Here is a 23,662-nt window from a genome sequence, read left to right as displayed (position 1 = left end):
ACCGTCGAAGCATGAACAGAACCCACCGGAAATCATCTGCATTCAGTGGATACCGGGCCCTCTTAGGCGCATCACGGTTCGTGTCACGCGGAGTGGCCGCCGGCACCGCCGCCATGCTGCTGGCACTGCTCACCGCGGCCCCGGCCCTCGCCGCGCCACCCGCCGCCCCCGGGCAGCCGGTCGGCGCGGCGCAGGCCCCGGCCGACGCCGCCCCGGCCGGGCAGGGACGAGGGACACTTCTCTCCCTCACGCCGCTCGGCAGCCGCGCCCGCGAAGAAGTCATCGCCCGGGCGCAGAAGGAACGTCTGGAGACGGGCACCGCACGGCACGGCGTCGCCGCATACCGCCTCACCTACCGCACGATCACACCGGACGGCCGCCCGACCACCGCCTCCGGCCTGCTCGCCCTCCCCCTCGGCGGCAGCCACCACCTGCCGCCCGTCATCCATCACCACGGCACCCTCGCCTACCGCGGCTACGCCCCCTCCATGGCCGAAGGCCCCGACCGGGCCGTCACCCTCCTGTACGCCTCGGCCGGCCGCGCAGCCCTCGCCCCCGACTACCTCGGTCTCGGCACGGGCCCCGGCCACCACCCCTACATGAACGCCCGGTCTGCCGCATCGGCCTCCCTCGACATGCTTCGCGCGGCCCGCTCCGCCGCCGGCAAGCTGGACACGTCACTCGACCGCGACGTCTCCGCCACCGGCTTCTCGCAGGGCGGGCAGGTCACCATGGCCCTGGGCCGCGCACTGGACCGCGGCGCCGACCCGCACTTCCGCGTCGGCCTGCTCGCCCCGGTCGGCGGCCCCTTCCACCTCGCCGGCAGCGAACTCCCCGGCATGTTCGACGGCCGTATCGACCCGCAGTCCGCGGTCTTCTACGCCTCCTTCTTCCTCACCGCCCAAAACCGCCTCCACCCGCTCTACGCCGACCCCGGCCAGGTGTTCCGTGCCCCCTACGCCGACCGGGTGGAGGATCTCTTCGACGGCGAGCACCCCGCGGAGGACATCGCGGGCAGGCTGCCCGGCCGCCTGGAGGACCTGCTCACGGACACCTGGTACAAGAAACTCCAACACCCCTCCGGCGCCCTCCTGCAAGCGCTGCGCGCCAACGACCGCACCTGTGACTGGACGCCGCACCACGAGGTCCGCATCACCCTCTACACGGCGACGGGCGATCGGGACGTCCCGATGGCCAACACGCTGTCCTGCGCACGCGAGTTGACCGGCCACGGTGCCAGGGCGACGGTCGTCGACCAAGGGCCCGACGCCGGCCACTACACCTCGTTCCTGCGCTCGGAACCGTCCATAGCCCGGGCCCTCCCCGTCGGGTGATGTACCGGGCATCCGAGCGGCCGATGGGCTCAGGGCGTGAAGGAGACCGGGGCGTCGAAGGCGGCGCGGCGGGTCGCGCGGCGCAGGGCCTTGAGGATGGTGCCGCCAAGGGTGCAGGTCAAGATCACGGTGACCAGGGCTCGGGGGAGGTCCCAGCCGAGGGAGGTGGCAAGGCAGTAGGTGACGAAGCGGACGAGGTTCTCGCTCACCGGGTCGCCGGGGACGAAGGAGACCCCTGAGGCCATCCCCGCGATATAGGGCCAGCCCTGGAGATTCATGATCAGGCCGTAGAGGACGGCGGAGACCGCTCCGTAGGCGGAGAGCAGGGCGAGTTCGCGGGCGCCGCGCAGCCGGTCGGGGCCGGGCAGCAGGCCGGCGCCCAGGGAGACCCACCCCATCGCCAGCATCTGGAACGGCATCCAGGGCCCGACCCCGCCGGTCAGCAGGGCCGACGCGAACATCGCCACCGAACCGAGGACGAATCCGAAGCCGGGGCCGAGCACCCGGCCCGACAGCACCATCAGGAAGAACATCGGCTCGATGCCGGCGGTGCCCGCACCCAGCGGGCGCATGGCGGCGCCCGCCGCGGCCAGGACGCCGAGCATGGCGATGGCCTTTGCGTCCAGCCCGCTGTCGGCGATGGTCGCCACGACGACGGCGAGCAGCATCGGCAGCAGCGCGGCAAAGAGCCACGGCGCGTCCTTCGAATGAGCCAGCCCGGAGGTGGAGTCGGCAAGCAGCGGCCAGCCGAAGGCCATCGCGCCGATGGCGGAGACGAGTGCCAGGGCGGCGATGGAGCGGGGGCCGAGCCGTACCGCGCGAGCCTGCCGGCCCGCGGCAGCCGCCGCCCCGGTCCGGTGCCGGTCGCGGCGCACGGTGTCGGACCAGGGCTCGTGCCCGGCGGGGGAGTCGGGGGCGGCCCGGTTCATGAAACGGTCTCCAGGGCTCGGGCGACCTGGGAAACGGTCAGCCAGGGGAGTGGGGCGAGGATCTTGGAGACCTGAGGAGCGAAGGAGGGAGAGGAGACCACGACCTCGCTGGTGGGTCCGTCGGCGACGATCTCGCCGTCGGCGAGGATCACGACGCGGTGGGAGAGCTCGGCGGCCAGTTCGACGTCGTGCGTGGCCAGGACGATGGCATGTCCTTCGGCGGCCAGGGCGCGCAGGACACCGATCAGTCGGCCCTTCGCGGCGTAGTCCAGGCCGCGGGTGGGCTCGTCGAGGAGGAGGAGCGGCGGACGGGCGGTCAGGACGACCGCCAGGGCCAGGGCGAGGCGCTGGCCTTCGGACAGGTCGCGGGGGTGGACGGAGTCCGGTACATCGGGCAGCAGTCGGGTGACCAGCTCCCGGCAGGTGCCGGCGGGGGCGTCCGCGTCGTGGTCGGCGGCGGCGCACTCGGCGCCGACGGTGTCGGCGTAGAGGAGGTCGCGGGGCTCTTGGGGGACGAGGCCGACGTGCCGCAGCAGGGTGCGGGGGCTGGTGCGGTGCGGGGTGGCGTCGCCGACCCGCACCGTTCCGGCGGACGGCTCGTGCATGCCGACGATGGTGGTCAGCAGTGTGGACTTGCCCGCCCCGTTGCGGCCCATCAGGGCAACGGTCTCGCCCGGCCGGACGGTGAGGTCCACTCGGCGCAGGGCATCGATGCGCCCTCGCCGGACGCCGAGCCCCGAAGCCACCACGGGGGGCGGCGTGGCAGGGCGGGGGCGGGGGCGGGGGGAGGGCCCCCCGGAGCCGCCCGCGCCCGCACTGCCGCCCTGGCTGCTCCCCCTGCCCGCGCCGAGGCCCCCACTGCCCGCGCTGAGGCCACCGCTCGCACCCCTCGCGTCACCGGGCGCCACGCCCGCCAGCCGTTCGCGGAGGGGGCCCGCCTTGCGCCGGGCGTCGCGTACGGACAGCGGTAGCGGGGACCAGCCGGCGAGCCGACCGAGGGCCACGACCGGAGGGTGCACGGGCGAGACGGCCATGATCTCGGCGGGGTCGCCCATCAGCGGGGCCGCGCCGGGGGAGGGCAGCAGAATGACCTGGTCCGCGTACTGAGCGACGCGTTCCAGGCGGTGTTCGGCCAGCAGCACCGTCGTACCGAGGTCGTGGACCAGACGCTGGAGGACGGCCAGGACCTCCTCGGCGGCGGCCGGGTCGAGGGCCGAGGTCGGCTCGTCCAGGACCAGGACCCTGGGGTGGGTGGTGAGCACCGAACCGATCGCCACGCGCTGCATCTGCCCGCCGGAGAGCGTGGTGATGGCCCGGTCGCGGAGCTCGGCCAGACCCAGCAGGTCCAGTGTCTCCTCGACGCGGCGGCGCATCACGTCCGGGGCCAGGCCGAGCGATTCCATGCCGTAGGCGAGCTCGTCCTCGACGGTGTCGGTGACGAAGTGGGACAGCGGGTCCTGGCCCACGGTGCCGACCACATCGGCCAGTTCGCGCGGCTTGTGGGTGCGGGTGTCGCGGCCGTCGACGGTGACGCGGCCGTGCAGGGTACCCCCGGTGAAGTGCGGCACGAGCCCGCAGACGGCGTTCAGGACGGTGGACTTGCCGACGCCGGAGGGGCCGACCAGGAGGCACAGCTCGCCCTCGGGCACGGTCAGGTCGATGCCGTGGACGGCGGGCGCCGCAGCATCGCCGTAGGTGACCGAGACCTGCTCGAACCGGATCACGGGGTGGGCTCCTTCTTGAGCGGGTCGGCGGATCTTCCGGCAGACCGGTTGTCCGCCCGCGCCCCGCGTTCCGTCCCGGCCGGGAGCGGGGCGACGAACGCCGGCAGCAGACCGAGGAGGACCGCGGCGGCCGGCCAGAGGGGCAGGGCGGGAGTGGTGAGGGGGACGGCCGGCGGATGGAGAGCGACCGGAAACGCGGCGTCGGCCCAGATCATCAGGGCGGCCACGGCGATACCGGAGCCGGCGACCAGGCAGGCGCGCGGGCCCCAGCGTTCGGGCCGGTAGCGGGTGCGTATGGTGCGGCGGCCGCCGAGCCGGAGTCCGCCGAGCGCGGCGGCGAGGCCGGCCAGCAGCACCGGCAGTCCGTATCCGGCGCCGGTGTCCGACAGCAGCCCGTAGGTGCCGGCGCAGACACCGAGCAGCCCGCCGAGGGTGAGGGCGGAGGTGGTGTGCCGCACCGCCGGCGGCACCTGCGCGCTGCGGCCGTACCCGCGGGCGTCCATCGCCGCGGCCAGCGCGACGGACCGCTCCAGCGCACCCTCCAGCACCGGCAGCCCCACCTGGAGCAGCGCCTTGAACCCCCGGTCGGCCCGGCCGCGCAGCCGGCGGGCGGCCCGCAGCCGCTGCACGTCGGCGACCAGATTCGGTGCGAAGGTCATCGCGACGACGACCGCGACGCCCGCCTCGTACAGCGCGCCGGGCAGGGACTTCAGCAGCCGGGCGGGGTTGGCGAGGGCGTTCGCGGCGCCGACGCAGATCAGCAGGGTGGCCAGTTTCAGCCCGTCGTAGAGGGCGAAGAGCATGCCTTCCGCGGTGACCCGGCCGCCGATGCGTACGCCTTTCGCCCAGGTGGGGAGGGGCACTTCGGGCAGGGTGACCAGGGTGTGCGTGCCGGGGACCGGCGAGCCGAGGACGAACGCGAAGACCAGCCGGATGCCGATGACCAGCAGGCCGAGCTTGACGAACGCCCCGTAGGAGCGGGCCCAGGGTGCGTCCGTGCGGCGGGCCGCGACGACATATCCGGCCACGGCGACCAGCAGCCCGAGCAGCAGCGGATTGGTGGTGCGCGAGGCGGCGGTCGCCAGGCCGAGCGCCCACAGCCACCATGCGCCGGCGTGCAGCGCGGTGCTGCGGGTCGTCTGCGGGGCGCTCATCCGCGCCGGCGGCGTGCCTGCCACACGGCGGCCGCGCCCAGTACGACGACGGCCGCGATGCCGCCGAGCAGCCCGGCGGAGGGGCCGTCGCCGCCCCCGTCCGCCGCCTTCCCCGAGGCCGGAGCGGCCGAGTGCCGTGGCCCCTTCGACCCGCTCACCTGGTCCGCGCACCCCGATTGCGGGTAGTCGGCGATGGCGCACAGCAGCGCGTCGGTGCCATAACGCAGCGGCTGGGCGACGGCGGCCAGCGCCTCGCCCGCCGAGGCGTCCTCGGGCACCCGGGCGCAGGCCGTTCGGGTCGTGGGCGGTGTCTCGCCGTCGGGCGCGTCCGCCGCGGTGCCGAAGTCGATGACGATGCCGATCCGTTTGCTGCCGTCCTTGGCGGGCGTGCGGTGGCACAGCGCGTCGAAGCGGGCCGGCGTGCGGGGCTTGCCGGCCGCGGCGGAGTCGGCGCTGACGGTGAACCGGAAGCCCTGGACGGCGCCGTCGGCCGGGCGCACGGTGGCGGGGCCCTCGGCGGCGTACGACCAGGATCCGCCCTTGCTGTCCCAGAACGACCAGTAGCGGTACTCCTGGGCCTGTGCGGGCGCGGTCGCCAGCGCGGTGGCCGCACCGGCCAGCAGCAGCGTGCCCACGGTCCTGCCGTACTGCCTCACAGTTGCTTCTTCCGGCGGCCGCTCATCAGGAAGCCGATGCCGGCGCCGAAAGCGAGCCCGACGCCGATGATCCACCACGGGAAGCCGCCCTCGTTGTCGTCGGCGTCCTTCTCCGGTGCGGCCGCAGGTGCGGTGGTGCCGGCCGGCTTCGGCCCGGTGGCGCTCAGCGCGGCCACCAGGTCGGTGCCGCCGAACGACCGGGGGTCCTCGCCGGTGGCGTGCGCGGCCAGTACCAACTGGGCGTATGCGGCGGGGCCGTTCTGCTTGGCCCAGTCCGTCGCGTTCTTCTCCAGCCACTTCAGGGGCTTCTGGGCGGCGGCTCCGTGGGAGCCGGCCGCCAGCGCGACCACCGCATCGGCCGTGTTGCCGACGTCGGGCTGCTGCTCCGCGCCCGGCATCGCGGACAGCAGGTGCTGCCCGTTGTGGCCGAGCTGGGCGACGAGGTAGGCGTCCGCGGCCTGCGCGGACCGTTGCGGGTCCGTCTTCGCTGCGGGCTTGCCGTCCTTGCAGGCCGGCGCCTCGACCGGCTCGTTCACGTCCTTGCCCGCGGGGGCCACGACGAAGCCCTTGCCCAGGACGCCCACCGCGGCGGCCGCGGTGGCGTCGGCGTTCGGGGCCGGCTTCCCGTCCTTGGGCTGGAAGGCGAACGCACCACGCTCGTTCGCCTTGGCGTCACAGCCCAGCTGGAAGGTGGCCAGCGCGTCGTAGGGGTTCTTACCGCTCTTCTTCGCGGTGACGGACGCGGGCTTCTCACCGACGGCGGCGAGCGCGCCGATGACGACCGAGGTGGAGTTGGCGTCGCTGGGCGAGCCCGGCATCGAGCTCCAGCCGCCGTCCTCGTTCTGGACGGACGTCAGCCAGCGTACGGCCTTCTTGACGGCGTCGTCGTGGCCGCCGAGCGCGGCCAGCGCCTGCACCGCGGCGCTCGTCTGGTTGGTGTCCCGCATCGTCTTGGAGTCGCAGGGCTTGCCCGGGTCGGCGCGGAAGGCGGTGAACGCACCGTCGGTGCACTGCTGTCCGGCCAGCCAGCCGATGCCGGATGCGGCGGGCTTCACCCCCACCGTGTTCTGGGCCAGCAGCGCCAGCGACTGCCGCCAGACGCCGTCGTACTGCGGGTCCTTGGTCCCGTACAGCCCGGCCGGCAGCTTCTTCGGAGACGGGGAGGGGGCGGCGGGGGCGGCATGGGCGGCGGGGGCAGCGGCCACGCCCAGCAGGGCCGCGGTGGCCAGCGCCGGTACGGCGCGGCGTGCCAGGACGGCGAGGGAATGCGCCATGGGAGCCATGGGGGCCATCGGGTCGGTGCCTCTCGGGTCGGGTCGCAGCGGTGTACGCAGCCGCGCTCGGCCGACCGCCCGCGCGGCGATCAACGGATCGTCGGCGGTGGCACCGGGCTCAGCTCCGTATACCTCGACGGTGCCGCACACCGGCCGTCCGAGGGCGGTCCTGGTGGCGGGAGCCTTGGTCGTGCCCCAGCGGGTGCTCCGGCTCGGACGGCCGGGCCGTCCTCACGGTTGCGGGTCAGCGCCGGGTTTGCACCGGCTTCCCCCGATCGGGCACGGATGAAATTGTCCCGCACACCCTAACCGGCACTCGGGCCGGCCCCGCCCTGGCGTACGGCGGTGGTGACGCCCGCCTCCCGGCCGGGCCGGGCCGGGCCCGCTGCGGGCGCGGCACCGCCTCCTTGCCGGCGAGCGCCCCGGACGGCCCGGCCGGATCGTGGGGCAGGGGTGCCGGGCGGGAACCGTCGGGACAGGGCACCAGGCCGGTTCGCCAGGACAGGGCTCCAGGCCAGAGCATCAGGCCGGTTTCGCCAGGACGGGGACGCCCGGACGTCAGACGGCGACGTACGTCAGACCGCGATGTGCGTCAGATCGCGACGTACGTGTCAGACCGCGACGTACGTCGTGGGACCGGAGCCCGGCACCGATTCGGCATGGCCCAGCTTCACCAGGCGCCGCAGATGGGCCTCGGCCTCCGAGACGGCGATGGTCCGGGAGCTGTGGGGGATCTGCTCCCAGGGGCGGTTCCACTCCATGGACTCCGCCAGCCGCCATGCGGTCAGCGGTTGCTGGAGCAGTGCTCTCAGCCCGGACAGCCGCTCCTCGTGATGAGCGATGAGCTCGTCCACGCGGCCCTGCGCGTCGGTGAACGCATGCTGATGGGCGGGCAGCACCTCGGCGGGTGCCAGGCGCCCGATCCGTTCCAGCGAGTCGAGATAGTCGCCGAGGGGGTCGGTGACGGTGGCGTCGTCGGGGTCCTCGTACAGGCCGATGTGCGGTGTGATGCCGGGGAGCAGATGATCGCCGGAGAAGAGCCGCCCGAATCCGCCGGCCCGCCCTCCGGTCCCCGCTCGCGGATGCTCCTCCTCCAGATGCAGGCAGACATGGCCCGGTGTGTGCCCCGGCGTCCAGATGGCGCGTACCCGGCGCCCCGGCAGGTCGAGCAGCTCACCGGGGTCGATCTCCCGGTCCGGCAGCGCCGCCCGCCGGCCGGGCGCTTTCCGGCCACGTCCGTCGGCCCGCGCCTGCCGTAGCGGCGCCAGATGGTCCTCCGGCGCGCCCGCCGTCGCGAGCTTGGCGAGCAGGTAGTCGAGCCACTGCCCCGGTACGGCTTCCCTGGAGCGGGTGACCACGGCCGTGTCGGCCGCGTGCATCGCGATCCAGGCGCCGGACGCCTCCCGCACCTTGGCCGACAGCCCGTGATGGTCGGGGTGGTGATGGGTGATCAGTACGCCGTGGATGTCGGCGATGGCGAATCCGCATGCGGTGACGCCTGCGACGAGGGTGTCCCAGGAGTCCGGGTCGTCCCAGCCGGTGTCGATCAGCACCGGGCCCCGGTCGGTCTCCAGGAGGTGGACGAGGGTGTGGCCGAGTGGGTTGTCCGGGATGGGGACGGCGATGCTCCACACCCCGCCGCTGTGGTCGGTCACCTGCGTGGTCATCCCGGTCCCCTCTCGGTGTGCCGTAACGCCTCACTATAACTAGAACTGGTTCCATGGCGGCCGGAAGTCGCTTCCGTGCAGCAGGTGTTGGGATTGTGTCCGCACCGTGGACTCCTCCAACTAGAACTGGTATCAGTTCCTGTGCGATGCGCAGTCCTGAGGTGACACCAGGGCCCGGTGCGACGGTGGCACCGGGCCGGCAACCGTCCCCACCGGCATGGCAAGCAGACCGCCGGCGGGGCGCGAAGCGGCGCGGTAAGCGCGGCACGCACGAAACGCAGGGCACGCACGAAACACACGCACGAAACACACGCACGCACGGCACGCACGGCACGGAAAGGGACAGCAAGCGGAAGGCACAGCAGGCAGCGGAAGGCAACCGTTCCCACCCGTCGGAAGGCGGCAGCGATGAGCGACGACCTCGTCGAGCACGGAAAGCTCTACATAGGCGGTGAGTTGGTCGATCCGGCCGGCAACGACACGATCGAGGTCGTCTCACCGCACACCGAACAGGTCATCGGCCGGGTCCCGCACGCCTCGCGGGCGGATGTCGACCGGGCGGTGGCCGCGGCCCGTACGTCCTTCGACTCCGGTGTCTGGGCGAACGCCCCGCTGAAGGACCGGATCGCGGTGGTGACCCGTATCAAGGACGCCGTCGCGGCCCGCAGTGAGGAGCTCGCCAGGGTCATCGGCTCGCAGAACGGCACCCCGGTCACCTCTGGCGTCATGGTGCAGTCGCTGGCCGCGATGATGGTGTGGGACTCGGCGCTGACCGTGGCCCGCGACTTCCCCTTCGAGGAGCGGCGGGCCGGGGCACTGGGCCCGCTGCTGGTACGGCGGGAGCCGGCCGGGGTGGTCGCGGCCGTGGTGCCGTGGAACGTCCCGCAGTTCACCGCCGCCGCCAAGCTCGCGCCCGCGCTGCTGGCCGGTTGTTCGGCGGTGCTGAAGGTGTCGCCGGAGACCCCCCTCGACGCATACCTCCTCGCGGAGATCGCCACCGAGGCCGGGCTGCCGGAGGGCGTGCTGTCGATCCTGCCCGCGGACCGCGAGGTCAGCGAGTACCTGGTGGGGCACCCGGGCGTGGACAAGGTGTCGTTCACCGGCTCGGTGGCGGCCGGCAAGCGGGTCATGGAGGTCGCGGCCCGCAACCTCAGCCGGGTCACGCTGGAACTGGGCGGCAAGTCCGCCGCGGTGATCCTGCCGGACGCCGACCTGGACGCGGCGGTGGCCGGCATCGTGCCGTTCGCCTGGATGATCAACGGGCAGGCGTGTGTCGCCCAGACGCGGATCCTCGCATCGCGCAGCCACTACGACGAGATCGCCGAACGGTTCACCGCGGCCGCCGCCGCGCTCACGGTCGGCGACCCGCTGGATCCGGCCACCGAGCTCGGCCCGCTGGTCGCCCGCCGCCAGCAGCAGCGCTCGCTGGACTACATCGCGCTCGGCCGGCAGGAAGGCGCCACGGTCCTGACCGGCGGCGACCGGCCGAAGAGGCAGCCGACGGGCTGGTACGTCGAACCGACGCTCTTCGGTGACGTCACCAACTCCATGCGGATCGCCCGCGAAGAGATCTTCGGCCCGGTCATCTGCCTGCTGCCGTACGACGACGAGGCGGAGGCGGTACGGATCGCCAACGACTCCGACTACGGGCTGTCCGGCTCGGTGTGGACGGCCGACGTCGACCGCGGCATCGACATCGCGCGGCAGGTGCGCACCGGTACGTACTCGGTGAACACCTTCAGCATCGACATGCTCGGCCCGTTCGGCGGCTACAAGAACTCCGGCATCGGGCGGGAGTTCGGACCGGAGGGCTTCGGCGAGTACCTGGAGCACAAGATGATCCATCTGCCGGCGGGTGCCTGATGGGGGACCGCTGGCGGGTGGAGGTGGACCGGCGCGTGTGCATCGGGTCCGGGATGTGCGTCGGTGTCGCGCCGGACGGCTTCCGGCTGGACCCGGCACGGCAGTCGCACCCGGTGCGGCCGGAGACTGATGCCGCCGAGAGCGTGCTGGCGGCGGCCGAGGGGTGTCCGGTCGAGGCGATCCTCATCACCGCCGCGGACAGCGGTGAGGCCGTCTTCCCTCCGGAGGAGTGAGGCGAGCGAAGGGAGTGAGGGGAGTGAGGGGAGTGAGGGGAGTGAGGGGAGTGAACGGGCAGGCGGGCGGGGCCCGTAAGGGGTGAGGGCGGCGGTCCCGTAAGGGTTCGATGGGCCCCCTGCGGGACCAACTACCCGTGGTGACACGTGGGTCAACCGCGACCCGGCACCAAAACGGTCCCTCGGCCCCGGAAGTTCGGCCCCCGGGCTCGGCAACCCGGACTCGGTAACCCCGGCTCGGCGCTCGGCCCCCGGGACGGGGACTCGGCACCCGATGTTCGGCGCCCGGCACTCGGCACCCGACGCCCTAGGTGCCCCCGGTCCTCGCCCCCCCGGTGCTCCGCCGCCCTCCGCTCAGTCCTCCGATGCCGGGGCCGTCACCGCGATCAGGCGGCACACCGTCTCGATGTCGATCTTCACCTGGGCGATGGAGGCGCGTCCGGACAGCCAGGTGATCAGGGCCGAGTGCCAGGTGTGCTCGATGACCCGGACCGCCGAGAGCTGTTCGGGCGTGGGGGGCCCGTCCAGGCCCATGGCGTCGAGGATGATCGCGGTGGTCAGCCGGGAGACGGTGTCCACCTCGGGGCTGACGGAGCGGTCGGCGAAGGTCAGGGCGCGCACCATGGCGTCCGCCAGGTGCGGTTCGCGCTGGAGGGCGCGGAAGGCCCGCATCAGGGTCTGGGCGACGCGGGCGCCGGGGTCCTCCTCCGAGGGCGGCCGTTTGCGCAGGGTTTCGTGCATGTGCTGGAGCTGGTCCTGCATGGTGGCGACCAGCAGATGCACCTTGGAGGGGAAGTAGCGGTAGAGCGTGCCGAGCGCGACCCCCGAGGACTCGGCGACCTCGCGCATCTGCACCGCATCGAATCCGCCACGGCTGGCCAGCTTGGCGCTGGTGTGCAGGATGCGGCGGCGCCGGGCTTCCTGACGCTCGGTCAGGGGAGGACTCGCGGGAAGCGTCGGCTTTGCCGCCTTGGGTTCCGTAGTCATATGTCCCATTCCGTGGCTTCCATCCGCGATGCGGTGAGTGCCGGTGCTGTGATCGGCACAGCATGGCAGGGGGGCGGGTGGTGGCGCGAATCACCTGGTGCGCCTCTGTTCGCCTCGTTCTCGGCCGGTAGATTCGAGGCTTCCTGAACTGATCAGTAGCCAATCGTCGGCCGATCAGTTCTGAAACTTGTTCTAGATTACCGCCAGCGGTTACGCTCCGGCGAAAGTCCAGTGAGAAGGGGGCCGAGCGTGACCGCAGAGGCCGTCCAGGCAGCCGCGCCCCGCCCGGCAGAGGCCCCCTCGGCCTCCGCCCCGACCGACGGCGACCGCCCCCTGAGCATCGCGATGCTCACCTATAAGGGGAACCCGTTCTGCGGCGGCCAGGGCGTCTACGTACGCCACCTCTCACGCGAGCTGGCACGGCTGGGCCACACCGTCGAGGTCATCGGCGCGCAGCCCTATCCCGTCCTCGACGAGGGCGTGCCGTTGACCGAGCTGCCCAGCCTCGACCTCTACCGCCAGCCCGACCCGTTCCGTACGCCGAAGCGCGGCGAGTTCCGGGACTGGATCGACGCCGTCGAGGTCGGCACGATGTGGACCGGTGGCTTCCCCGAACCGCTGACCTTCTCACTTCGCGCCCGGCGTCATCTCGCCGCCCGGCGCGGCCGGTTCGACGTCGTCCACGACAACCAGACGCTCGGCTACGGCCTGCTCGGCGGCTCCGAGGCCATCGGCGCCCCGCTGGTGACCACCATCCACCACCCCATCACCGTCGACCGCCGACTCGACCTGGACGCCGCCGACGGCTTCCGGCGCCGGGCCTCCGTCCGCCGCTGGTACGGCTTCACCCGGATGCAGAAGCGGGTCGCCCGCCGGCTGCCCTCCGTGCTCACCGTCTCCGGCTCCTCCCGCCAGGAGATCGTCGACGACCTCGGCGTGCACCCCGGCCGGATCCACGTCGTGCACATCGGCGCCGACACCGACCTCTTCTCGCCCGACCCGGCCGTGCCCGAAGTGCCGGGCCGCATCGTCACCACCTCCAGCGCGGACGTCCCCCTCAAGGGCCTGATCCACCTGGTCGAGGCGTTGGCCAAGGTCCGCACCGAGAACCCCCGGGCGCATCTGGTGGTCGTCGGCAAGCGCGCCGACGACGGCCCGGTCGCCGCCGCCATCGAACGGCTCGGGCTGACCGGCGCCATCGAGTTCGTCAAGGGCATCACGGACGCCGAACTCGTCGACCTGGTGCGCGGGGCCCAGATCGCCTGTGTCCCGTCCCTGTACGAGGGCTTCTCGCTGCCCGCCGCCGAGGCCATGGCCACCGGTACGCCCCTGCTGGCCACGACCGGCGGCGCGATCCCGGAGGTCTCCGGCCCCGACGGCGAGACCTGCCTGGCGGTCCCCCCGGGCGACGCCGGTGCGCTCGCCGCCGGCCTGCTCCGCCTCCTGGACGACGACGCGCTCCGCCGCCGCCTCGGCGCGGCCGGCCGCGAGCGTGTGCTGGCCCGCTTCACCTGGCGGCAGGCCGCCATCGGCACCGCCGAGCGCTACCGCGAGGCCATCGCCCTCCAGAGCGGCCGCCGGGCCGCCGCCCGCGCCACCTGATCCACCCGAGCAGCCAACCGCCACCAACCGCCGGACGAAAGCAGAACGCCGTGCTGACCGTCGACTTTTCCCGCTTCCCGCTCGCCCCGGGCGACCGCGTACTCGACCTGGGCTGCGGCGCCGGCCGGCACGCCTTCGAGTGTTACCGGCGCGGCGCGCAGGTCGTCGCCCTCGACCAGAACGGCGACGAGATCCGCGAGGTCGCCAAGTGGTTCGCCGCGATGAAGGAAGCCGGCGAGGCCCCGGCCGGGGCCTCCGCCACCGCCATGGAGGGCGACGCGCTGGCCCTGCCCTTCCCCGACGACAGCTTCGACGTCGTGATCATCTCCGAGGTCATGGAGCACATCCCGGACGACAAGGGCGTACTCGCCGAGATGGTCCGCGTCCTGCGGCCCGGCGGCCGGATCGCCGTCACCGTCCCCCGCTACGGCCCCGAGAAGATCTGCTGGGCGCTCAGCGACGCCTACCACGAGGTCGAGGGTGGCCATATCCGCATCTACCGCGGCGACGAACTGCTCGGCAAGATGCGGGAGGCGGGCCTCGAGCCGTACGGGACCCACCACGCGCACGGCCTGCACAGCCCCTACTGGTGGCTCAAGTGCGCGTTCGGCGTGGACAACGACAAGGCGCTGCCGGTGAAGGCGTACCACAAGCTGCTGGTCTGGGACATCATGAAGAAGCCGCTGGCCACCCGGCTCGCCGAGCAGGCCCTCAACCCCGTCATCGGGAAGAGCTTCGTCGCCTACGCCACCAAGCCGCAGCTCCCGGCCGAGCCCGCCGAGCCGACCGAGCCCGCCGCGACGCCGGCCGCGAAGCCCGCCGCGAAGGCCACCACCCGGACGCCGAAGACGTCCCCTGCCAAGCCTGCCAAGCCCGCCAAGCCCGCCAAGCCCGTCAAGGCCGCCAATTCCGTCAAGGCCACCGCCAAGTCCGCCTCCGGGGCCGCCAAGTGACGAGTCCCGGGCGTACCGAACGGCTGGTGCTGCCGGGGGTACTCACCGCCGAACAGGCGGCGCGTACGGTCGCGGGCATCGTGGCGACCCAGCGCGAGGACGGCGCCATCCCGTGGTTCCGCGGCCACCACCTCGACCCGTGGGACCACACCGAGGCCGCCATGGCCCTGGACGCGGCCGGGGAACACGAGCGCGCCGAGGCCGCCTACGACTGGCTGGTACGGCACCAGAACCCGGACGGTTCCTGGTACGCGGCGTACGCCGACGGCGACGCCGAGTCGCCCACCGACCGTGGCCGGGAGACCAACTTCTGCGCGTACATCGCGGTCGGCGTCTGGCACCACTTCCTCTCCACCGGCGACGAGACCTTCCTCGACCGCATGTGGCCCGCCGTCTACGCGGCGATCGAGTACGTCCTGGAACTCCAGCAGCCCGGCGGCGAGATCGGCTGGAAGCGCGAGGACGACGGCACAGCGGTCCGCGACGCACTGCTGACCGGCTCGTCCTCCGTCTACCAGGCGCTGCGCTGCGCGCTCGCGCTCGCCGAGCAGCGCGAGGAGCCGCAGCCCGACTGGGAGCTGGCCGTCGGCCGCCTGGGCCACGCGATACGCCGTCACCCCGAGCGGTTCCTGGACAAGTCCCGCTACTCCATGGACTGGTACTACCCCGTTCTGGGCGGCGCGCTGCGCGGCGCGGACGCCACGGCCCGGATCGACGAGAGCTGGGAGAGCTTCGTCGTCCCGGGGCTGGGAGTGCGCTGTGTGCTGCCCAACCCCTGGGTCACCGGAGGCGAGAGCGCCGAGCTGGCGCTGGCGCTGTGGGCGATGGGGGAGTCGGAGCGGGCGGTGCAGATCCTCAAGTGGATCCAGCATCTGCGCGCCGAGGACGGCATGTACTGGACCGGCTACGTCTTCGACGACGATGCGATCTGGCCCCGGGAGCTCACCTCCTGGACGGCCGGTTCGGTGCTGCTCGCGGTGGCCGCGCTGGGCGGCGACGAGGCGACCACCACCGTCTTCGGCGGGGAGCGGCTGCCGACCGGGCTGGCCCCCGACTGCTGCTAGGGGCCGTCCGGCCGGGCGCCGTGGCGCGCGGCGTGGCGTGAGTCCCGGAAGTTCGCCAGCGCCACGCTCTGGGAGTGCCGGTCACTGATGCCGCAGAAGATCTCGGCCGCACGTTGTTGTACGGCAGCGGCATCGGTGAACCGCCCCGCCCCGTGGAGGGCGGCACCGCGGACGACCATCGCTGTGGCCTCGGAGTGACGATCGCCGACCCGGCGCAGGAGAGTCTCGGCCTCCCGGCAGTGATCGAGGGCCGGGCCGTACCGCCGGCACTCCAGCAGTGTGGCCGCGAGGTTGGTGAGGGCCTTGCCTTCGCCGTGCGCATCGCCGATGCCGTGCAGCAGGGCCACCGCGGTGCGCTGGGCGTCGACGGCTTCCTCCGGCCGTCCGAGCGCGCGCAGCGCGGTTCCGACCGCGCTGAGAGCGTGGCCTTCGCCGTGCCGGTCGCGCAGGTCCCGGAAGGTGGCCCGCGCGGCGAGACCTGCGGCGAGGGCTTCCTCATGGCGGCCGAGTCTCTCCAGAGAGAGGACGACGATGTTCTGCGCCTTCGCCTCGCCGTGCCGGTCATCGCGTTCATGGCAGATGCGCGCCGCGTCGCGGCAGGCGACCACGGCCTCGTCGTGGCGATGTGCACCGCGCAGGGCCACTCCGAGGTTGCCGAGTGCGAAACCCTCGCCCTGGCTGTCGCCGAGTTCACGGCAGAGGGCCACCGCGGTGCGGCAGGTGTCGATGGCTTCCTCGAACCGTGCCAGCTCCTGGAGGGTGGAGCCCAGATTGATCAGAGCGCGGCTGACGCCGTACCAGTTGCCGAACTCCTGGAAGATGTCGCCGGCCGTCCGGTAGGCGTTCATCGCTTCGGCGTAACGGTGCATGTCGTGCAGCGGCCCGCCGAGGTTGAGGAGGGCCGTGCCCTCGCCGTGCCGGTCGCCGTGTGCACGGAAGGCGGCCGTGGCCCGTCGGTGCGCGCCGACTGCCCCCTCGAAGCGCCGTGACAACTGCAAGGCCCGGCCGAGCTGGGTCAACAGGTGCGCTGTGGCTGCCCGGTCGGCCAGGTGCTCCGCGGCCCGCACGGCGCATTCGGCCAGCGTGACCCACTCGTCGGTGTGCCGCCGCAGTTCGAGGAATCCGCTCACGGCCGCGGTCAGCCGCATCGCCAAGGACGCGTGCGCCTCGCCCGCACCGGTGACGGCGCCCATGAGATTGGGAAACTCGGCGTCCAGCCAGGAGAGGGCCTCCGTGCGGTCCCGGAATTCCCCGTCGAGTGGGGCGGAGCCGTGGCGGGCAGAACAGCCGACCGGATCCATCCGGCCGGCAGCAGCGAGGGCCGTGGCCAGGTAGTGCTCCAGGAGCCGGGTGTGGGCCGCCGGTCCGCCATCGGCCTCCGCCCGCTTGTGCTGCTGCTCCTCCGTGTGCAGGCGGACCAGATCGTGCATGCGCCAGCGCCCGTATGCGCCTCCGCGTTCGATGAGGTGCGCCCGCGCCAGCGCCTCCAGTTGCCGCCGGGTGGTGCGGACGTCCTGGCCGGCGAGGACGGCGGCGGCGCCGGTGGACACCTCGGGGCCGGGGTTGAGGGTGATCAGTCGGAACAGCCGGGTCTGTGCGGGCTCCAGACGTTCCAGCCGGGCGTAGGAGAGATCGAACGCCGCACGGACGGCGAGGGTGTGATAACTCATCTCGTCCAGGCGGGTCCGTGCGCCCTCCAGGTCATCGGCCAGGGCGGCGAGGGGGCGGGCGGGGTCGTCGGCGAGCAGCGCCGCGGCGATCTGTACCGCCAGCGGCAGCCGGCCGCACAGTTCGGTGATGCGCAAGGCGTCCCGCGGGTGGTCGCCCACTCGACGGTCCGCGGGGCCGCGCGCCGCGCGCAGCCGTCCGCCCAGCATCGCGACCGCCGCCTCGGCGCCGAGCACCGGGAGTTCGATCAGCCGGGCCTCCAACTCACCCAGGGTGTGCCGGGACGTGATCACCACACCGGTCGCGCTGTCCCGGGGCAGCAGCGGACGCACCTGTTCGGCGGACGAGACGTTGTCCAGCACCACCAGCACGCGCCGGCCCTGTCCGGCGAAGGCTGAGAGGACCGAGGCGTACAGCCGGGTCCGCTCCGATACGTCCGCGGGGATGTGTTCGTCCGGTACGCCCAGGGCACGAAGCAGGCGGCCCAGCGCGGTGCCCGGTTCCACCCGCCGGGCATCGTCGAAGCCGTGGAAATCCTCGAAGAGCACTCCGCCGGGAAACCAGCCCCGGTCGCGTGCGGCATCGGCGACGTGGACGGCGAGTTCGGTCTTGCCGACCCCGGCCAAGCCGGAGACCGCCGAGACGGGGACTGCCGGCGCGGAGCCCGCCGGGTCGAGCAGCTCCAGCACTGTGCGCAGCTCGCCGTCCCGCCCGGTGAACGTGGCGGACGGCACAGGCAGTCCGCAGAGGGCGGGCGTGACCGGTGCGGGGAGCTGCACCGTGATGTTCCGGCCCTGGACCACCGCATGGAAGAACACTCCGCCGGTTACGGCGTTCCCCGTCGCATCAGCCCCCACCGCGCACCCACCCCCTGGCGGGTCCACTCTAGAAGCACGGGCACTTCGCGCGGGGCGATTACGGCCTTCTTCCGTACGAGCCGGACGGCCCCCCCCGCACGAACGCCCCGACGGACCTCCCCGTACGGGCTACCCGGACTGGCGGGGGCCCGGCCGCCGGGTCAGGCTGCGGGCGTACACCCCGCAGCCGATCGAGCCCGCCGGAGCCACGCCGTGCCCCTTTCCCCGCCTCGTACCGATGCCCGGCCGCCGCTGCGCCGGGCCGCCCTGACCGTGCTGCTGGTGTGCGCCCTGACGTTGGGCGCGGTCGGCTGCGGCCCCAAGGACAAGTCCGCCGGCTCCTCGGCGGTGCCCAGCGCGACCAGCTCGGCCGAGCGGCAGAAGTTCGCCAAGACCCGCTTCGTGACCAACGCGGGCCTGGCGGCGGGGGCCACCTACCAGTGGATCGTCAAGCCGTTCCGGGCCGGGAAGTTCAAGAAGGGGGCGGACGGCCGGACGTTCGCGCTGGTCAAGGCGGGGCTGGCGGGTGCGTTCACGTACGACAGGCTCAAGGCCGCGGTGCGCAACGCCAAGGGCGACCCGACCCTCGCCAAGGCGGTCGCCCCGCTCTCCAGCGGCATCGAGTCCCTCAAGAACCTCGGCGGCAAGCTGCGCAAGGGCCAGGTGGACGGCACCGAGGTCGGCGCGTTCCAGAACGTCATCAAGGACGTCAAGGGAGCGGGCAGCAGCGCCGGCGCCCAGGTCACGGACAAGGTCCCGTCCGTCTCGCAATTGGGAGGCTGAGACCCGGCGCCGCCCACTGAGACCCGGCGCCGCCCACTACTGTGCGCCCCATGACTCTCCAGGGTGCACTCGGCCACGACCGTTACTGCGACCAGCTCCTCGCCGAGACCACGGGTTTCCGGTCCCTGCTGCGCGGTGCCGACCTCTCGGCGACCGTGCCGACCTGCCCCGACTGGACGCTGGCCGAGCTGGCCCGGCACCTGGGCGGCGCCCACCGCTGGGCGGGCACGCTCGTTGCCACCCGCGCCACGGCGAACGTCGACGACGCGGACGTGCCCGAGCCGGCCGGGCCCGGGGGTGACGCCGCCGCGGACGACCCGGCGGCCCTGGACGCCTGGCTCGCCGCCGGCGCCGAACTGCTCGTGGCGGCGCTGCGCGAGGCGGGCCCGGACACCGCGGTGTGGACGTGGTCACCGGTGCAGCGGGCTGGGTTCTGGGCGCGCCGGATGACCCATGAGACGGTCATCCACCGCGCCGACGCCGCGCTCACCACGGGGGCCGGCTTCGCCGTCGAGCCCGAGGTCGCCGCGGACTGCCTGGAGGAGTGGCTCCAGCTGTGCGCCCTGCCGGCGGTCGCGGAGCGTCTTGCCGAGCGCGGGGGGCGGCCCTTCGGCCCCGGTCGTACCCTCCACTTCCACGCCACCGACGCCCCGCCCGAGCTGAACGCCGAATGGCTCCTGGACCTCACCGGCGACCGGCTCACCCACCGCCGCACCCACGAAAAGGCGTCGGTCGCCGTGCGCGGCCCGCTCACCGACCTGCTCCGCGTCGTCCACCGACGGCTGCCCGCGGACAGCGGCCGGGTCGAGGTGCTGGGTGACCGCGGCCTGCTCGACCAGTGGCTGGCGTGGGCGTCCTTCGGGTAGGCCGGGGTCAGGAGTTCAGCTCGGCCAGCACCCGCAGGGTGTGCGGGTCCGGGGCGGTGACCAGCAGATCGGTGACCGGTCCCGCGCGCCACAACGCCAGCCGTTCCGCGATCCGTTCGCGCGGCCCGACCAGCGAGATCTCGTCGGCGAAGGCATCCGGTACGGCCCCTACCGCCTCCTCCTTGCGGCCCTGGCCGAACAGCTCCTGGATCCGGCGCGCCTCGGCCTCGTACCCCATCCTGGCCATCAGGTCGGCGTGGAAGTTCTTGGCCGTGTGCCCCATCCCGCCGATGTAGAAGCCGAGCATGGCCTTGACCGGCAGCAGGCCCTCGGTCACGTCGTCGCAGACCACGGCGCGGGCCATGGGGGCGATCAGGAAGCCTTCCGGTGCGTCGGCCAGGGACGCCTCGTAGACGTCGGTGCGCAGCGGTGACCAGTACAGCGGCAGCCAGCCGTCCGCGATCCGGGTCGTCTGGGCGATGTTCCTGGGGCCCTCCGCGCCCAGCAGAACGGGCAGCTGGGCGCGGAGCGGGTGGGTGATGGGCTTGAGCGGCTTGCCCAGGCCGGTGCCGTCCGGGCCGCGGTAGGGGTGCGGGTGGAAGGTGCCGTCGGCCTCCACCGGCCCTTCCCTGCGGAGCACTTGGCGGATGACGTCGACGTACTCGCGGGTCGCGGTCAGCGGGCTCTTGGGGAACGGCCGCCCGTACCAGCCCTCGACGACCTGCGGCCCGGACAGCCCCAGGCCCAGCAGCATCCGGCCGCCGGAGAGGTGGTCGAGGGTCAGGGCGTGCATGGCGGTGGCGGTGGGGGTGCGGGCGGCCATCTGGGCGATGCCGGTGCCGAGTCCGATGCGGGAGGTGTGGGCGGCGATCCAGGTCAGCGCGGTGAACGCGTCCGACCCCCAGGCTTCCGCCGTCCATACCGAGTCATAGCCCAGCCGCTCGGCCTCGCGGGCGAGTTCGAGGTGCCGGGGGTCGGGGCCGCGGCCCCAGTAGCCCAGTGCCAGACCCAGTCGCATGGCGATCGCCTCTCTCCGGCGGCGGTGACCAGTGGCTCCACCAGAACCCGCCCGGAGCTGATGCACCGTCAGGTTCTGGTGTGTGCGCCGAACTGTACGGCCGGGTGCGGGACATGGCAACGGCCCCCCGCCCGGAGGGGCGAGGGGCCGCGAAAGGACCGCTGGGTGTCCGGCTGTGCGGAGCGGTGTCAGCCGCGCTGGATGCCGGTGGTGTCCTGCAGGACGCCGCGCCGGCCGTCCTGGGTCTGCGCGATCAGGGCCTGGCCGCGCTGCTCGACCGCGAGGTACCAGGTGCCGGGCGCCAGTTCGGCGATCGGCGCCGGGGAGCCGTCCTCGCCGTAGAGCGGGCGGGCGACGGGCACCGCGAACCAGAACGGCGCGAAGTCGGCCGGGGCGCCGGCCGCCTGGGTGGCGCCCGCCGGTGCCGCCGCGCCCTGCGGGCCGCCGGCCGTGGCGTCGACGGGGGGCTGCTGGCCGTAGGGCTGGCCGGCCTGGGGCTGGGCCTGGGCCTGGGCCTGCTGCTGGGCGCCCGGGTAGCCGTAGCCCTGGCCGGGCTGAGGCTGCTGCTGGGCGCCGGGGTAGCCGTAGCCGGGGTTGGGGTTCACGCCGTACGGGGACGGGCCGCCGGCCGGCTTGTCCGGGATCAGCTGGGCCTTGAGTGCGGGCACCTGGTTGGTGGCCAGCGCCGCGCCGGCCATCGCCAGCAGGGCGATGAAGGCCAGGATGGCGCCGATGCCGACACCGATACTGAAGCCGCCCTCGCTGCTGCGCAGCGGACCGTCGAACAGCGACCACAGTGAGGACCAGGCGGCGAAGAGGGCGAGTCCGGTGCCCAGCTGGCCGAGTTCCAGGCCGCCGAACTTGCGCTCACCGAGGCCGCGGCCGACGACGATCAGGACCGCCGCGAAGATGCCGGCGAGGAAGATCGAGGGCAGGACCGGGAAGATGTCGGAGTCCCAGCCGTTGGGCAGCTTGTCGTTGACGGTGCCGCAGTCTCCGGGGCAGCTCGCGGAGACGAAGTTGAGGAACGAGGCGATGAACAGCAACACCGCTGCTCCGATCACCACGCCGTCGCCTCGAGTGAGGGAGCGGATGTTCACGTAAGGGTCCTTTGTCGTTTTCGTGGATCTGGTCGACGCTGTCGCTGGTACGCGCGGTGCGAGGCACGGCAGGGCCCCATCGTAAAGGGGAACCCGCCGCCGAATCCGCCGGGCCGTCTTCTTGGTATCGGTTCCTGTACGGAATGCCGTTTGGGTGGCGTATCGGGTGCGGTGCACAAGCCGGTGTCGGTATCCGCGGGGCGCGGTCAGCTCGTCAGGAAGTCCGTAATGCCCTCGGTGATCCCGCGCGCCGCCTTTTGCCGCCACTGTGCGTCCGTCAAATGCGCGGCGTCCTTCGGATCGCGCATATTGCCGCACTCGAGGAACACCTTCGGCACCTCGGAGAGGTTGAGGCCGCCGAGATCGGAGCGTACGTCGAGTCCGGTGCCGCCGCCGATGTAATTGGACGGCGCGCTTCCGGTGGCGGCGACGAACCGTCCCGCCAGCCGCTCGCCCAGTCGGCGCGAGGGCCCGACGATGGCGGAGGTGTCGGCCGCACCCGCGGTGACGCGCGCGGGCATGATGACGTGGAAGCCGTGGTTGCCGGCCGCCGAGCCGTCCGCGTGGACGGAGACCGCGGCGTCCGCGTGCGCCTTGTTGCCGGCGGCGGCGCGCTCGTCCACGCACGGGCCGTAGGCGCGGTCGCCGTCCTGGGTGAAGACGACCTTGGCGCCCTCGTGACGCAGGAGCGTGCGGACCCGGCGGGCGACGTCCAGGGTGAAGGACGCCTCGGCGTAACCGGCGTTGGTGGAGGTGCCCGTGGTGTCGCACTCCTTGCGTTCGTTGCCGATGTTCACCAGTCGGGCGATCTCCCGGCCGTGATCGCGGTTGTGCGGATTGTGCCCGGGGTCGATCACCACGGTCTTCCCCTTGAGGCTGCCGTGCGGCTTCCCCTCGCCGGTGCCGCCCTTGCCCGGCGCGTCACCCTTGTCACCCCTGCCCCCCTTGTCGCCCTCGCCTCGGGGCGGCCGGCTGCCGTCGGCGGACTCGCCGGGGGCCGGGTGCGCGGCCCCCGGTGGCGCGCCGCCGTTGCCTCTTGACGACCGCAGGGCCAGCCAGCCCACGGCGGCGGTCACCAGGACCGCGGCCAGTACGGCGAGGACGACGGTGCCGCGCAGGCGGCGGTGCGGGGGGAATGTACTGCCGTTCGACACGTTCGCGATCGTAGCCCGGGGCCGGTGCGGCCTGCTCAGATGCCGGGGCCCGTGCGACGCAGCACATGCAGCGAACGGTGCGCCGCGACCTCGGTGAACGCGCCGGACGCCAGCGCCCGCCGGTAGATGCGGTACGGGGCCTGGCCGCCGTCCGCCGGGTCCGCGAACACGTCGTGGATGACCAGCAGGCCGCCGGGTGCGACGTGCGGGGCCCAGCCCTCGTAGTCCGCGGTGGCGTGCTCGTCGGTGTGCCCGCCGTCGATGAACACCAGGCCCACCGGCGCCTGCCAGACGGCCGCGGCCTGCGGGGAGCGGCCCACCATGGCGATCACATGGTCCTCCAGGCCCGCCGCGTGCAGCGTCCGGCGGAAGGTGGGCAGCGTGTCCATCCGGCCGACCTCGGGGTCGACGACCGTCGCGTCGTGGTACTCCCAGCCCGGCTGCTGCTCCTCGCTGCCCCGGTGGTGGTCCACGGTGACGGCCAGGACACCCGCGCCGCGCGCGGCGTCCGCGAGCAGGATCGTGGACCGGCCGCAGTACGTCCCGACCTCCACCAGCGGCAGCCCGAGTCCCGCCGCCTCGACCGCCGCGCCGTGCAGCGCGAGCCCCTCGTCCACGGGCATGAAGCCTTTCGCGGCCTCGAACGCGGCGAGTATGTCGGGCTGCGGAGCCGTCGGAGCCATGGGCTTCCTCCTGGTGATGGTCGTCGAGTGGCTCATGCTGCCGTACCGGGCCGGGCGGGCGCCGTGCGGGTACCCCGCCGGCCCGGCATATCG

Annotated in this window: 20 protein-coding genes and 1 riboswitch; of the genes, 8 read left to right on the top strand and 12 right to left on the bottom strand. The window is 73.2% G+C overall.

All coding sequences use genetic code 11. The features are described 5' to 3' along the window. Window positions 1-80 precede the first annotated feature (80 nt). Window positions 81-1,334 carry an alpha/beta hydrolase gene (locus tag ACGFML_RS37545; RefSeq protein ID WP_393550354.1) on the top strand — a complete coding sequence of 418 codons (1,254 nt, stop codon included), beginning with the start codon at window positions 81-83 and terminating at the stop codon, window positions 1,332-1,334. Between the two features lie 29 nt (window positions 1,335-1,363). Here ACGFML_RS37545 and ACGFML_RS37540 read toward each other — a convergent pair whose 3' ends face one another. The 6 genes from ACGFML_RS37540 to ACGFML_RS37515 form a co-directional block, all read right to left on the bottom strand. Beyond that, window positions 1,364-2,263: an ECF transporter S component gene (locus tag ACGFML_RS37540; RefSeq protein WP_393550352.1), complete on the bottom strand. Its 900-nt coding sequence runs from the start codon at window positions 2,261-2,263 to the stop codon at window positions 1,364-1,366. Next, a complete protein-coding gene (locus ACGFML_RS37535; protein ID WP_393550350.1) occupies window positions 2,260-3,987 on the bottom strand; it encodes an ABC transporter ATP-binding protein in 1,728 nt (575 codons plus the stop codon). Before ACGFML_RS37535 ends, ACGFML_RS37540 begins: the two co-directional genes overlap by 4 nt. Beyond that, window positions 3,984-5,141 (bottom strand): CbiQ family ECF transporter T component, encoded by a 1,158-nt coding sequence (locus ACGFML_RS37530; RefSeq protein WP_393550348.1) that lies wholly within the window; start codon window positions 5,139-5,141, stop codon window positions 3,984-3,986. Before ACGFML_RS37530 ends, ACGFML_RS37535 begins: the two co-directional genes overlap by 4 nt. Then, complete coding sequence (locus ACGFML_RS37525; protein ID WP_393550346.1) at window positions 5,138-5,797, bottom strand: SCO2322 family protein; 660 nt, start codon at window positions 5,795-5,797, stop codon at window positions 5,138-5,140. The genes ACGFML_RS37530 and ACGFML_RS37525 overlap by 4 nt, the downstream gene beginning before the upstream one ends. Then, window positions 5,794-7,071 carry a prenyltransferase/squalene oxidase repeat-containing protein gene (locus ACGFML_RS37520; RefSeq protein ID WP_393550344.1) on the bottom strand — a complete coding sequence of 426 codons (1,278 nt, stop codon included), beginning with the start codon at window positions 7,069-7,071 and terminating at the stop codon, window positions 5,794-5,796. Before ACGFML_RS37520 ends, ACGFML_RS37525 begins: the two co-directional genes overlap by 4 nt. Window positions 7,072-7,250: 179 nt before the next feature. Beyond that, a riboswitch (cobalamin riboswitch) is annotated at window positions 7,251-7,366 on the bottom strand. Between the two features lie 316 nt (window positions 7,367-7,682). Further along, a complete protein-coding gene (locus tag ACGFML_RS37515) occupies window positions 7,683-8,738 on the bottom strand; it encodes an MBL fold metallo-hydrolase (protein ID WP_393550342.1) in 1,056 nt (351 codons plus the stop codon). 408 nt (window positions 8,739-9,146) lie between these two features. On the opposite strand from ACGFML_RS37515, the gene ACGFML_RS37510 reads away from it, so the two are divergent. Together ACGFML_RS37510 and ACGFML_RS37505 are read left to right on the top strand one after the other, a co-directional pair. After that, window positions 9,147-10,601, top strand: a complete 1,455-nt coding sequence (locus ACGFML_RS37510) for an aldehyde dehydrogenase (RefSeq protein ID WP_393550340.1) — start codon at window positions 9,147-9,149, stop codon at window positions 10,599-10,601. Continuing rightward, window positions 10,601-10,834, top strand: coding sequence for a ferredoxin (locus ACGFML_RS37505; protein WP_393550338.1), 234 nt, complete (start codon window positions 10,601-10,603; stop codon window positions 10,832-10,834). Before ACGFML_RS37510 ends, ACGFML_RS37505 begins: the two co-directional genes overlap by 1 nt. A 354-nt stretch (window positions 10,835-11,188) precedes the next feature. On the opposite strand, the gene ACGFML_RS37500 is transcribed toward ACGFML_RS37505, so the two are convergent. Then, window positions 11,189-11,821 (bottom strand): TetR family transcriptional regulator, encoded by a 633-nt coding sequence (locus ACGFML_RS37500; RefSeq protein WP_393550336.1) that lies wholly within the window; start codon window positions 11,819-11,821, stop codon window positions 11,189-11,191. A gap of 249 nt (window positions 11,822-12,070) precedes the next feature. On the opposite strand from ACGFML_RS37500, the gene ACGFML_RS37495 reads away from it, so the two are divergent. The 3 genes from ACGFML_RS37495 to ACGFML_RS37485 are packed head-to-tail and all read left to right on the top strand — an operon-like array spanning window position 12,071 to window position 15,440. Beyond that, entirely contained in the window at window positions 12,071-13,423 is a 1,353-nt protein-coding gene (locus ACGFML_RS37495) for a glycosyltransferase family 4 protein (RefSeq protein ID WP_393550334.1), read from the top strand. Window positions 13,424-13,473: 50 nt separating this feature from the next. Then, entirely contained in the window at window positions 13,474-14,376 is a 903-nt protein-coding gene (locus ACGFML_RS37490) for a class I SAM-dependent methyltransferase (protein ID WP_393550332.1), read from the top strand. Further along, window positions 14,373-15,440, top strand: a complete 1,068-nt coding sequence (locus ACGFML_RS37485) for a prenyltransferase/squalene oxidase repeat-containing protein (protein ID WP_393550330.1) — start codon at window positions 14,373-14,375, stop codon at window positions 15,438-15,440. The genes ACGFML_RS37490 and ACGFML_RS37485 overlap by 4 nt, the downstream gene beginning before the upstream one ends. On the opposite strand, the gene ACGFML_RS37480 is transcribed toward ACGFML_RS37485, so the two are convergent. Beyond that, a complete protein-coding gene (locus tag ACGFML_RS37480; protein ID WP_393550328.1) occupies window positions 15,437-17,965 on the bottom strand; it encodes an ATP-binding protein in 2,529 nt (842 codons plus the stop codon). The genes ACGFML_RS37485 and ACGFML_RS37480 overlap by 4 nt on opposite strands. 213 nt (window positions 17,966-18,178) lie before the next feature. Here ACGFML_RS37480 and ACGFML_RS37475 point away from each other — a divergent pair, with 213 nt between their 5' ends. Both ACGFML_RS37475 and ACGFML_RS37470 read left to right on the top strand, forming a co-directional pair. Next, window positions 18,179-18,748: a hypothetical protein gene (locus ACGFML_RS37475; RefSeq protein ID WP_393550326.1), complete on the top strand. Its 570-nt coding sequence runs from the start codon at window positions 18,179-18,181 to the stop codon at window positions 18,746-18,748. A gap of 50 nt (window positions 18,749-18,798) precedes the next feature. Then, the gene (locus ACGFML_RS37470) at window positions 18,799-19,614 is read left to right on the top strand and encodes a maleylpyruvate isomerase family mycothiol-dependent enzyme (RefSeq protein ID WP_393550324.1); all 816 of its coding nucleotides are present in this window, start codon (window positions 18,799-18,801) and stop codon (window positions 19,612-19,614) included. Between the two features lie 7 nt (window positions 19,615-19,621). Here ACGFML_RS37470 and ACGFML_RS37465 read toward each other — a convergent pair whose 3' ends face one another. The 4 genes from ACGFML_RS37465 to ACGFML_RS37450 form a co-directional block, all read right to left on the bottom strand. Beyond that, on the bottom strand, window positions 19,622-20,632 hold the full coding sequence (locus ACGFML_RS37465; protein WP_393550322.1) for an LLM class F420-dependent oxidoreductase: 1,011 nt from the start codon (window positions 20,630-20,632) through the stop codon (window positions 19,622-19,624). Between the two features lie 188 nt (window positions 20,633-20,820). After that, the gene (locus tag ACGFML_RS37460) at window positions 20,821-21,732 is read right to left on the bottom strand and encodes a hypothetical protein (RefSeq protein ID WP_393550320.1); all 912 of its coding nucleotides are present in this window, start codon (window positions 21,730-21,732) and stop codon (window positions 20,821-20,823) included. A gap of 206 nt (window positions 21,733-21,938) precedes the next feature. Continuing rightward, complete coding sequence (locus tag ACGFML_RS37455) at window positions 21,939-22,886, bottom strand: N-acetylmuramoyl-L-alanine amidase (RefSeq protein ID WP_393550318.1); 948 nt, start codon at window positions 22,884-22,886, stop codon at window positions 21,939-21,941. Between the two features lie 35 nt (window positions 22,887-22,921). Next, window positions 22,922-23,569 carry a class I SAM-dependent methyltransferase gene (locus ACGFML_RS37450; protein ID WP_393550316.1) on the bottom strand — a complete coding sequence of 216 codons (648 nt, stop codon included), beginning with the start codon at window positions 23,567-23,569 and terminating at the stop codon, window positions 22,922-22,924. Window positions 23,570-23,662 lie beyond the last annotated feature (93 nt).

Source organism: Streptomyces sp. NPDC048650, from assembly GCF_043199095.1.
GTDB lineage: Bacteria > Actinomycetota > Actinomycetes > Streptomycetales > Streptomycetaceae > Streptomyces.
This window is presented reverse-complemented; position numbering and strand designations above follow the sequence as displayed.